Origin of the sequence: Bacillus sp. ISL-34, from assembly GCF_018613325.1 — a bacterium.
Taxonomy (GTDB): Bacteria; Bacillota; Bacilli; order Bacillales; family DSM-1321; genus Peribacillus.
Window position 1 is genome coordinate 235,751 of record NZ_JAGGQJ010000033.1, and the last position, 10,583, is coordinate 246,333.

Annotated in this window: 10 protein-coding genes and 2 pseudogenes; 8 read left to right on the forward strand and 4 right to left on the reverse strand. The window is 35.6% G+C overall.

Going from position 1 to position 10,583, the window contains the following annotated elements; translation table 11 throughout:
- Window positions 1-16: 16 nt before the first annotated feature.
- Window positions 17-778, reverse strand: coding sequence for an MBL fold metallo-hydrolase (locus J7E52_RS22290; protein WP_214750571.1), 762 nt, complete (start codon window positions 776-778; stop codon window positions 17-19).
- 117 nt (window positions 779-895) lie between these two features.
- On the opposite strand from J7E52_RS22290, the gene J7E52_RS22295 reads away from it, so the two are divergent.
- The 7 genes and pseudogenes from J7E52_RS22295 to J7E52_RS22325 all read left to right on the forward strand — a co-directional run bounded on the left by J7E52_RS22295 (window position 896) and on the right by J7E52_RS22325 (window position 5,798).
- Window positions 896-1,306 carry an Lrp/AsnC family transcriptional regulator gene (locus tag J7E52_RS22295; RefSeq protein WP_214750572.1) on the forward strand — a complete coding sequence of 137 codons (411 nt, stop codon included), beginning with the start codon at window positions 896-898 and terminating at the stop codon, window positions 1,304-1,306.
- 412 nt (window positions 1,307-1,718) lie between these two features.
- On the forward strand, window positions 1,719-2,348 hold the full coding sequence (locus J7E52_RS22300) for a fumarylacetoacetate hydrolase family protein (protein WP_214750573.1): 630 nt from the start codon (window positions 1,719-1,721) through the stop codon (window positions 2,346-2,348).
- A gap of 72 nt (window positions 2,349-2,420) precedes the next feature.
- Window positions 2,421-3,764 (forward strand): annotated as a pseudogene (locus J7E52_RS22305) (IS3 family transposase).
- Between the two features lie 261 nt (window positions 3,765-4,025).
- Entirely contained in the window at window positions 4,026-4,454 is a 429-nt protein-coding gene (locus tag J7E52_RS22310) for a MarR family winged helix-turn-helix transcriptional regulator (protein WP_214750574.1), read from the forward strand.
- Between the two features lie 124 nt (window positions 4,455-4,578).
- Window positions 4,579-4,770 (forward strand): annotated as a pseudogene (locus J7E52_RS27505) (sporulation protein); the annotation flags it as partial.
- A gap of 11 nt (window positions 4,771-4,781) precedes the next feature.
- A complete protein-coding gene (locus tag J7E52_RS22320; RefSeq protein ID WP_214750575.1) occupies window positions 4,782-5,183 on the forward strand; it encodes a hypothetical protein in 402 nt (133 codons plus the stop codon).
- Window positions 5,184-5,570: 387 nt separating this feature from the next.
- Window positions 5,571-5,798 carry a hypothetical protein gene (locus tag J7E52_RS22325; RefSeq protein WP_214750576.1) on the forward strand — a complete coding sequence of 76 codons (228 nt, stop codon included), beginning with the start codon at window positions 5,571-5,573 and terminating at the stop codon, window positions 5,796-5,798.
- A gap of 314 nt (window positions 5,799-6,112) precedes the next feature.
- On the opposite strand, the gene fabF is transcribed toward J7E52_RS22325, so the two are convergent.
- On the reverse strand, window positions 6,113-7,348 hold the full coding sequence (fabF, locus tag J7E52_RS22330) for a beta-ketoacyl-ACP synthase II (protein ID WP_214750577.1): 1,236 nt from the start codon (window positions 7,346-7,348) through the stop codon (window positions 6,113-6,115).
- A 121-nt stretch (window positions 7,349-7,469) separates the two neighbouring features.
- On the opposite strand from fabF, the gene J7E52_RS22335 reads away from it, so the two are divergent.
- The gene (locus J7E52_RS22335) at window positions 7,470-8,324 is read left to right on the forward strand and encodes a helix-turn-helix transcriptional regulator (protein WP_214750578.1); all 855 of its coding nucleotides are present in this window, start codon (window positions 7,470-7,472) and stop codon (window positions 8,322-8,324) included.
- An 825-nt stretch (window positions 8,325-9,149) separates the two neighbouring features.
- Here the strand turns inward: J7E52_RS22335 and J7E52_RS22340 are convergent.
- Both J7E52_RS22340 and J7E52_RS22345 read right to left on the reverse strand, forming a co-directional pair.
- Entirely contained in the window at window positions 9,150-9,620 is a 471-nt protein-coding gene (locus J7E52_RS22340) for a DinB family protein (RefSeq protein ID WP_214750579.1), read from the reverse strand.
- Window positions 9,621-9,871: 251 nt separating this feature from the next.
- Entirely contained in the window at window positions 9,872-10,027 is a 156-nt protein-coding gene (locus tag J7E52_RS22345) for a hypothetical protein (protein WP_214750580.1), read from the reverse strand.
- Window positions 10,028-10,583: the final 556 nt, after the last annotated feature.

Consider the following 10,583-nt stretch of genomic DNA (forward strand, 5'->3'; position numbering starts at 1 on the left):
TTTGTCTGATTTTCATTTATAATGTGTATGATTCGCCATCTTCTGGTACTAAAACATTAGAGGAAATTCCTTTTTCATCAATAAAGCTTCTTAATTCTTCTTTTGATAATGTCCAGTGATTGACAGCTTCCATGTGGATCACAATAATTTGGGCGTTAGGGGCAGCCTTGTTCACTTCATAGATATCCTCTTTCCCCATGACGAGAGAACCGCCTTCAAAGAATTGATTATTTCCACCATTTACAACAATGATTTCTGGTTTATTTGTATCGATAACTTCTTGAACTGCGTCATACCAAACCGTATCTCCTGCTATATATAACGTTTTTTCATTTGAGTGTTTGAAGACCACCCCACATACTAAACCAGCAAGTTTTAAGATTTCTCCTCTTCCATGCTCGCCTTTTGTTTTTACTAATTGAATGCCTTCAAAGACGGTATCTTCTTGTAATGCTTCTACATTTTTGAAACCGGCTTTTTCAACTTCTGTGGCATCTTCTTCGTTTTGGACAAACATTTTGATATCTTTCGGCAATACTTCTTTGGCCACGTCATCAAAGTGGTCTAGATGCAGGTGAGTGACAATGACGGCATCTATATCATGAATGATATTTTCAATGGATGTTGGTAAACTAACTAAAGGATTAAATTGATCTTGTCTTAATGAATTTGGGAAAGGTGGGTACGTACCTTTCTCAGCTAACATCGGATCTATTAAAAACTTTTTGCCTGCATATTCGACAACGAGTGTGGCATTTCTAATTTGTTTAATATTCATCTTTATCTCTCCTTTTCTTTGATCTGCATATAGTTTATACTATGGCCAATTACCAAATACATATATAAAATCAAGTCTTTTGGCCATTTGACTTGATAATTGAAAGGATATGAATAAATGTTAGATAATACGGATGCGGGTATCTTGAATGAACTATCCAAAAATAGTCGAATCACGATGAAAGAATTGGGGGAGAAGGTCCATTTGACTGGTCAAGCAGCTGCATCCAGAGTTGCCAAATTAGAGGATAATGGAGTGATTGAGGGGTATACCATTCAAGTTAATCAAGTTAAATTAGGATGTTTCATACATGCTTTTATTACAATCATCATACAAAGGACTTATCATCAACCTTATCTGACGTTCATAAAAACACAGAAACAATACATAATAAATAACTATAAAATCAGTGGAGATGGTTGTTACCTTCTCGAATGCAAATTTACATCCAATGAAGCATTAGATGAATTTTTGGGAGACTTAAACAAGCATGCAAACTATAAATTATCGATTGTTATCAATAAATAGTGCATCAATTAAAACTTAAAAAACGATAATGAACACCGTCCGAATAATAGGGCGGTGTTTTGTGTGTTTTATGAAAACAAAGTTTAAAAACTTTATAAAGGAGAAAGAAGGGAAATCACCACATCTGGATTATGTTCCAAAGGACGCTATCCATTTTGAAAAATCCAGCCCCACTTTATTTTACTAACATGAAAATTAATCAAATTGGATTTCTTTATTATGGGTATAACGGTTGTATAAAAAGTCAGAAAAATATAAAATATACTTAAATCGGAAGGCTTTTTCTTATTTCTTGGAAACATCCGCAATTATAATTAGGCTCCCTATTAACAATTGTCATGAGTAGGGAATTTCCAATTACTTCACTATCATTTAAATATTTATTTCTTAAAAGAAAAGAGTGAGCTTAATAATGAAAGATATTAAAAATATCTATTGTGTAGGTCGAAACTATGCCTTGCATGCAAAAGAGTTGAATAATGAAATACCAACTTCCCCTTTTTTATTTTCAAAACCAACTCATTCGCTTGTGGAAGCAAATGGACAGTCAATCACGTTGCCGAGTAATCAGGGTTCCGTTCACTTTGAAACTGAACTTGTCATACATATCGCAAAACAGTACGAATCAGGAATGAAAGTAGATGAAATAGTAGATGCCATGGCCATTGGGTTGGATTTAACACTTAGAGATGTTCAATCACAGTTAAAACAAAAACAGCATCCTTGGCTTTTGGCTAAAGGATTCAAAAATTCAGCAGTTGTTAGTGATTTTATTTCGTTTCCAGGTGTCGAAGCATGTGAACAATTAGATTTTTCCCTATTAAAAAATGGAGAGCGTGTACAAGTCGGAAATATTAAAGACTTACTTTTTGATTTGCAAACGATTATAGAATTTACAGCAGAGCATTTTGGGCTTGGGAAAGGAGATATTATTTTTACCGGTACTCCAAGCGGCGTAGGCCCTCTTTCAGATCAAGACAAGCTTTCACTAAACTGGGGTGGAAATGAAATAGGCTCCTGTTCAGTTACACTGAATTCATGAAAAAAGAGCAGTCATTTTGAACTGCACCTCCAATTGTTAGACACATCTAACAATTGGAGGTGCAGTTTCTTTATGGCCAAATTTACAGCACCACAGAAAATACAAGCCGTACAGAGATATATTGAAGGTACAGAGGGACAGGAAAGCATAGCTAAATCTATTGGTGTTACTTCTGGAGTATTAATTACTTGGATTCGACAGTACCAATATCATGGAGAGAGTGCATTTGTAAAACGCTATACAACTTATACGGTAGAAGATAAACTGAAAGTACTTGAATATATGAACTTACAGGGGACGTCTCTCCGTGAAACTGCTGCGGTTTTCAGAATTCCGGCACCTTCTCCCCTATTACTTTGGCAAAAACAATGTGAAGCGGAAGGAGTAGACGCCCTCAAACCAAAGAAAAAGGGGCTTCCATCCGTGAAAAAAGAAACGAAGAAACCACTAGCAGAAGGATCATTAGAGGCATTAAAGGCTGAAAATGAGCGTTTGCGTGCGGAGAATGCCTATTTAAAAAAGTTGAAAGCCTTAGTTCAGGAAAGAGAAGCGTCAGAACGCAAGAAAAAGCGAAAGTAGTGTACGAACTAAGGAGAGAATTTAATTTAAAGCTACTTCTATCTGTCGCGAATATCGCACGGAGCACCTATTATTATTGGAGAAACGCCTTCGGGCGTCAGGATGAATACGTGGAGATAAAGTCTGTCATCGAAGAGATATTTCAGACGAATAGAGGGAGATATGGATATCGACGCATCACCTTAGAATTACATAATCGGGGCATTGTGATTAACCATAAAACAGTGCTTCGATTGATGAATGAGCTGGGGTTAAAGTGTCTGGTACGTTTAAAGAAATACCGTTCGTACAAAGGAAAGGTTGGAAAGATTGCACCCAATATTCTCGAGCGTATTTTAAGGCAACAAAGCCAAATGAAAAATGGGTCACTGATGTGACGGAATTTCATCTAAACGGTGAGAAGTTGTACTTATCGCCCATTCTTGATTTATTTAATGGAGAAATCATCGCTTACAATATCGAATCACGTCCTATTTACCCTTAAGTCTCCAAGATGTTAGACCAAGCCATAATGCGATTGGAATCGGAAGATTCACCCATCCTTCATTCGGATCAAGGCCGGCATTACCAAATGAAACCATATTCACATACCTTGAAGAAACATGCGATTACACAAAGCATGTCTCGGAAGGGAAATTGTCTCGACAACGCTGTCATGGAAAACTTCTTTGGCTTATTAAAATCCGAATTGCTTTATTTACAGAAGTTCGACAGCATGGAGCATTTCAAACAAGAACTAGAAGATTATATTTATTATACAATCACCAACGAATTAAGGTGAAATTAAAAGGCATGAGCCCGGTTGATTACCGGGTTCATGCCCTCAAGGTTGCCTAACTAACTTTTTGGGTTCACTTCATTTTGACTGTTTTTTTTATGGAATAATTCAATCTTAGACAAAAAGAAGAAACTCGTCTAAAATGAAGAGAACAATTTAACATACATGGAAACTGCCAATATGGCATGTACTTTTTCAAATAGTCAGACCATTAAATTCTGGCTTTGGAAAATTAATTTTTAATGAAGTATTTTAGAACTATTTAAATCAATTAAAGTGCCACATTTTAATTATAAAGGGTAGAACAGGGTGGAATGAGCATGAAAAACAACCAAGAAAATAAGTATTTAGATAATTGGCTATCGCTTACTAATATTCAAATGAGCATTACGAATGAGCTGGAAAGTGCTTTGCAAAAAAATCATAACCTATCGTTAAAAGAATTTTACGTTCTATACTTTTTATCCAAAACAAGCGATAAACAATTGAGGCTGCAACAATTACAAGAGATGGTAGGATTGAGTCAAAGTGCTATTTCAAGGCTGGTAGGCAGGCTGGAAGCAAAAAGCTGCGGCGTATTACAAAGGCATATATGTGAAGATGATCGAAGAGGTATCTACACACGTTTAACTACATTAGGTGAAGAAAAACTACAAATTTCCTTGAATACTTTTCATGAAATTCTGCACTCTGCTTTTTCGAAAGGAAACCTTCAAGATCAGTTACAAACCTTAATCAAGAAATTATAATATGGTTTCTTACATCTTTTAAGAAATAAGTGAAGTCGGTTATTTCTATATATCTTAGATAGGAATATTCCTTTAGCGCAGTAAGGTTTAAATGAAATGAATGTAAGCGTATGCATTTAATACACATCTTGATATAGAGGGTGGGGGCGACCGCAAAGATGTAGACCGGCTAGTTATCCAATCCCAGAAATCAATCCAATCCATTTTTAATGCAATGGATCAAATAGGTTTTCGCGAGACAGACGACTCGGGTAAACTCGACCAATATGGACAGGAATTTGCTTTTTTTCCCACTCAACAATTCATGGACAGGTAAATGAGGTTGAAATGAGGTTTGCTAATGAAGAATCAGGTATCCGGGTATGGATGGAAGTTGACATTAAAAGCGGCTTCAAGGAAATTGAATCAAAACGTGAATTTCATTTAAATCAAAATGTTCTTGAGCATGAAGCCGAGCTTGAGAAACTACTTGGTAAATATATTTCGGAAGCTATTGAACAGCCCTATGCTTTTACACAGCCGTTCTCTTATTCCACAAACCATCGTCATGGTCAAATGGGAAACGCTTTACCTGGTATAGTTGGTGGATTAGCAGTGGGTGTTTTAGGGACGATGTTATTTACTGAGATGATGGATGGGTTTGATGTTGAGGAATTGTTTGAAGAAGCAACAGAGGATTTTGATGGGGGATTTGATTCATTTTTTGATAATGGTGATGGGGAATCCTAATTAAGAATTTAGATATTCCCTGCGTTTAACCCCATATAATTAGATTGTTTTTGTATAAGGCCTAATCATTGCTAGGTTAAGGATTGGTAGACAAGTGTTGCTTACATTGATCAGTAAGTACGCTTGTTTTATTGAGACAAGTTTTTTCATCACCATGAGGACCGACTCTTCACCGAAAACAATCATTTCATGTTCCCTCAGAAGTAAAAACGGAGTCATACCTAGCCCGATTGTGATAAACGGGTAATGATGGTATCGAGATTTGATTTCTGAATTGTTTTAATGCTTTCATCTTCCTTCGTTTTTTTGATTTGGCGTGAAAAAAATGAATAAACAATCATATAAGGCCAATTCTATATACAAGAATGATAAAAAGGAGATTACATCGTGAACACATATGAAATAAAAAATATGATTATTGATGACGAGTTTGATGGTGAAGAATACGTTACAGCTGATTTTACTCAAAATGATAAAGATTATAGCATTACTTTTAAAAAAGAAGATCTTGAAATAATTAATACATGGGTTTTTGAGGATGGTTCATCTCTTCCAGCAAATTTATCAGGTACTATCATTGAATCATTAAGGGAAGATATTAAAAAGAGAATCTAGTCATTTGTACTAGATCTTTTTTATGGTCATTATTTTTATCGAAGAAATATTTAGACCTTTTTTATATTGATGATAAAAGAAGCAGATAATTATTGTCTAATGTTCACTGTCAACTTGCTTAATAATTATAGTCCGTGTTTTTTAAGTTTGTTTTAAATAACTGCAAACATTAAAATATGGCTTTATGAACAAGAAAAAGCCCTTAATAGAAGAAAAAGGGCTTTTTCGTATTTAATTCTATAATACCCTTTAGGTGACTAACTAAAGGTACTCTTGAGGATCTTTAGTTTTTAAAAAAACGAGCGAAAGTTAATTCACTCGTATTTTTTTAAAACGATAGCTGCATTATGGCCTCCAAAGCCAAATGAATTGGATAGACCAGTACTTATTTCCACTTTACGAGCTACACCTGGTACATAATCTAAATCACATAATGAATCAGGCTTTTCTAAGTTGATGGTTGGAGGAATAATTCCTTCCTTTAAACTTTTTGCCAAAGCAATTGCTTCCACGCCTCCAGCTGCTCCTAACATGTGACCAAGCATGGATTTATTAGCTGTTATTGGGATTTGGTAAGCTTTTGATTCAAATAGTTTTTTAATGGCAAGTGTCTCAGATCGATCTCCCACTTCTGTACTTGTTGCATGAGCGCTAATAACATCAATCTCTTCAGGAGAAATTTTTGCATTTTTCAAAGCCATTTTCATTGCAAGATAGGCTCCTTTACCTTCTGGGTGTGTAGCTACCATATGATAGGCATCAGAACTTGCACCATACCCAATGACTTCCGCATAAATCTTTGCATCTCTGCGTAAAGCGTGAGACAAAGATTCCAAGATTAAAATTCCTGCTCCTTCTGACATGACAAATCCATCTCGATTTACATCAAAAGGACGGCTAGCTTTAGTTGGATTATCGTTTCTCGTTGATAATGCTGTAGCATTACCAAAACTAGCTAAAGATAAATCCGTTATAGCTGCCTCTGCTCCTCCTGCAAAAACGGCATCAGCTTCTCCAAAGCGAATAAGTCTGAATGCTTCACCAATAGCTGTATTTCCGATCGCACAAGCAGAAACAGGTGACATGGTAGGTCCCATAGCGTTCCACTTGATACTAATTTGGGCTGCGGCAGCATTAGAAATCATGGCTGGTACCAGGGTTGGACTGACTCTTCTTGGACCTTTCTCTCGAAGAGTATCCACATTATCAATCAATGTTTCAATTCCTCCTATCCCCGAGCCAACATATACGCCAAGTCTTTCTGGATTGATATCATCAATATCTAAATTGGAATCAGTCCAAGCTTGTTCAGCAGCAGCCAAAGCGAATTGAGAAAAGCGATCTAGACGTCGTGCTTCATTTTTTCCTATAGTATCATCTGCATTAAAATCACGAATAATTCCTGCAATTTTTGCTTTATGATTGCTTACGTCAAATGTATCGATAGAGGAAATGCCCGACTTACCTTTAGTCAGATTTCTCCAAAATTTTTCTACGTTGTTTCCAATAGGAGAGACTACTCCCATTCCGGTAATAACGACTCTTTCCATTTTTCATCACTCCAAATGAATAGTATACTTGTATTATACTTCGGTGTTATCCTATTACAAGTGAGTGTTTATCCTGGTATAATAACTACCCGGTTAAATTGTTATGATGGAGGATATAGAAATGAATGATAAAACCAGACTTGAAGCATTGTCTTCATTTTTGAAAACGAAGCGATCCCAAATAAAGCCTGAATCTATAGGTATACCTGCTGGTACACGGAGAAGAACACCTGGCTTACGAAGAGAAGAAGTTGCACAATTGGCGGGAGTCAGTACTACTTGGTATACGTGGCTGGAGCAAGGCCGGGATATAAAGGTCTCTACAAGCGTATTGGATTGCATATCTACAGCGCTACAATTAAATAATGATGAACGAGAGTATCTATATGATTTGGCTTTAGAAGTGAAATCATCCATCATTCATCGAAAGAAGGATCAGCCAAAACTTAGTCCATCTTTGGAAAGAATTTTAGCTGAGTTAACGTATTGCCCTACTATCATTACAGATAGACATTGTCATATTGTAGGCTGGAACAATGCTGCCGCTCATGTATTTTTAGATTTTGAACAACTCCCGGATGACCAACGAAATTTGATCCATCTATTATTTACAAGAAAAGAATTAAAAACATTAGCCGTGAATTGGGAGCATTTTGTTAAAGGATTTCTTGCCATTTTTCGTGCCTATTATGGTCACTACTTAGGTGATGAATGGTATAACCTATTTATTAAAGAAATGAGTGATTCTCACCCGGAGTTTCAATCTTTATGGCAAGAAAGTCAAGTGAGTAAAGCTCCAGAAATGATGATTGAATTCAGACATGCCAAAGCCGGAAAGATGCTGTTTAATTTAACTTCTCTCCAAGTCCAGGGGGACATGGATTTAAGGTGCAGTATCTATACACCAGTAGAGGGAACAGCTACAGAAGATAAATTAAAACGATTAATGAGGAAAATCTCGATTGAAAGTTCATAAACGAGCGTATTTATTGTCTTTTCTAGATAGATTAATGGCCACCACCTAACCTAATCTGACCAATCATTAGCCTATTAATCTTTAGGACAAGTTTTATCACCACCCTGAAATCCGCTCTTCGACGAAAGTAAAGCAGTCATTTCATGCTTTCCGGAACAGTTCAGTAAAAACGAAGTCATATCTAGCCGATTGTGATAATTAAGGTATAATGATAGGGGTAAGATACTTTGTAACGGATTAGGTGAAGATGATCATAAAGCTAATCATTATATGTGGATAATTAGAGTCTAGAAAAGAAAAAAACATGTAAGTAACCTACTTAATCCTTGATAAATAAGGTTATTATTATGATATTGATGATTGACCTTTAACTTTCTATAGTCAAGGAAACGAAAGGGTATTTGGGTTTTGTAAGAGACAGTGGGATAGCACGAGATATTGAATGTCAATGGGATTTATTTTTGGTAAATACTTACTCATTAAAAGAATTGCAGAATTTAGACCTCTCAAAAGTAAAGTTACCTCAAGATTGGTTTATAGAGTGGTTAAAGCAATTAAATGGGAATAAAAGGGAACTCCTTATTCTACTAACGGATGTGTTAGCTAAAGATCAGAGCTGTCCTTAAGGAAGCTTTTTCTTTATGCAACTATCGGGGCAGAATAGCTCAATAAATGGGTAGATTAAGGGTGTTCAAGAATGAATAGTTAGTGGAGTAAATGAAAATAGAGAGTGTTATGTAGACTAATAATGTATAAAATATAACAAAAGAAAAAACCAGTTTTATTAGACTGATTTTTTCATCTTAATATAACACTTTGTTAAATTCAGTTTTTAACACTTACATGTTCAATTATACGCTTCATTGCCTGAATTTGCCCCATATGAGTCGCTTCATGCATTAATGTTAAACCTGCAAGTTCGCCAACAGTCTTACAACCTAGGAATGGTGTATCCAAATCTTGTTCTAGCTGTTCAGTAGAAATTTGCTTTAAACGAGTTAATTGATCTTTCAACTGTACAATAAGTTGATCCACAGCAGGTATATTCCCTGTCCAATCAGCTGGTTTTGTGCCATTCCCAAACAATTCTATATAATTTGTGGGAAGGTGAGTTGTTACATGCGGGAAACCAAACATAGTTTGTTCAGTAATTGTCAAAACGTGACCTGTATGCCAATGAATTGTGTTATTAAAACCATCTGGCTGCACATCAGTTTGTTCCTTAGAAACGGACTCTACATTCTTGATGAAATATTCTCTTGTCATCTCAAATTGCTTAAATACAAGTTGATTCATCTTTTTCTCCCCTCTCATTAACAAAATCATCCATATTATACCAGTAAAAAATGGAAAAGAATATAGTTGAAACTTCCTAAAATTAGCTTTATGTCAACCGGTTCTTGTTCCACAGTAGGGCGCGATTCTTTAATAAGGTTCGCTTTTCTTAATGAACTCGGGTGCGTAAGCTGAAGATCATTGTCGGCTTTATTTCAGAAAATTGAATTGCGATTTTACAAAATAGAAAAAATAACCCCGAAAGATCGAGGTTATTTTTTATTTGCTTGACGACCACTTTTTTTGGGGCTCTGTGAACTTGTGTTTCCAATTTGAAATTCATTACCTAGTTCAACGTCATTTCTTTTATCCTGTTTCTCGATTTGCTTTCTCGTTTGATCCTTGTTTTGCATCCCTTGTTTAGACAATACGTATCCATCTCGCTTTCAATGTTATTGTTTTTAATATGCGCAAGTATAAGGAAAATACGTATTATTATTTAAAAAATAATTCTTGTCTTTAGTAACTTAGTATTTAGCCTTGTTGAAATATCAGGTGCGTTAGCTTAAGATTGACTGTCTTTAAGGCAGTTTTTCTTTATGCAGCTAATGGGGCAGGATAGGGAAGGAAACAATTAGCATCAGGGAGAATTTTTTGAGGTGACTTTAGATTGAAAAAATAGGGTGTATCAATTCTTTATCTATTAGGAGGAGGACTATTTTTAGCAATTGGTTATTCAAGTGTTGCTCAAGATCTGCTAGAAGAGCTTACTACTCAAATGAATAATCCTGAATTGTTAATTGGATTTGGTTGTATTTTTCTGATTGTTGGCATTATTCATTTCTTAATAAACAGTCTTAAAAGGAAATAACTAGTTAACTTTCTGATTTTCTAAGAAGCTCATAATTAAACAAAAGGGTGCATAACTTCTGTAGGGGGCTGGAAACAGCTCCTTTTCTTATAGAACTAAACCAGCTAATAGTT

Bases quoted from the DNA above. Each gene is read 5' to 3' on its own strand.
- J7E52_RS22290 (WP_214750571.1), bottom strand. From the start codon at position 778: ATGAATATTAAACAAATTAGAAATGCCACACTCGTTGTCGAATATGCA.
- J7E52_RS22295 (WP_214750572.1), top strand. From the start codon at position 896: ATGTTAGATAATACGGATGCGGGTATCTTGAATGAACTATCCAAAAAT.
- J7E52_RS22300 (WP_214750573.1), top strand. From the start codon at position 1,719: ATGAAAGATATTAAAAATATCTATTGTGTAGGTCGAAACTATGCCTTG.
- J7E52_RS22310 (WP_214750574.1), top strand. From the start codon at position 4,026: ATGAAAAACAACCAAGAAAATAAGTATTTAGATAATTGGCTATCGCTT.
- J7E52_RS22320 (WP_214750575.1), top strand. From the start codon at position 4,782: ATGAGGTTTGCTAATGAAGAATCAGGTATCCGGGTATGGATGGAAGTT.
- fabF (WP_214750577.1), bottom strand. From the start codon at position 7,348: ATGGAAAGAGTCGTTATTACCGGAATGGGAGTAGTCTCTCCTATTGGA.
- J7E52_RS22335 (WP_214750578.1), top strand. From the start codon at position 7,470: ATGAATGATAAAACCAGACTTGAAGCATTGTCTTCATTTTTGAAAACG.
- J7E52_RS22340 (WP_214750579.1), bottom strand. From the start codon at position 9,620: ATGAATCAACTTGTATTTAAGCAATTTGAGATGACAAGAGAATATTTC.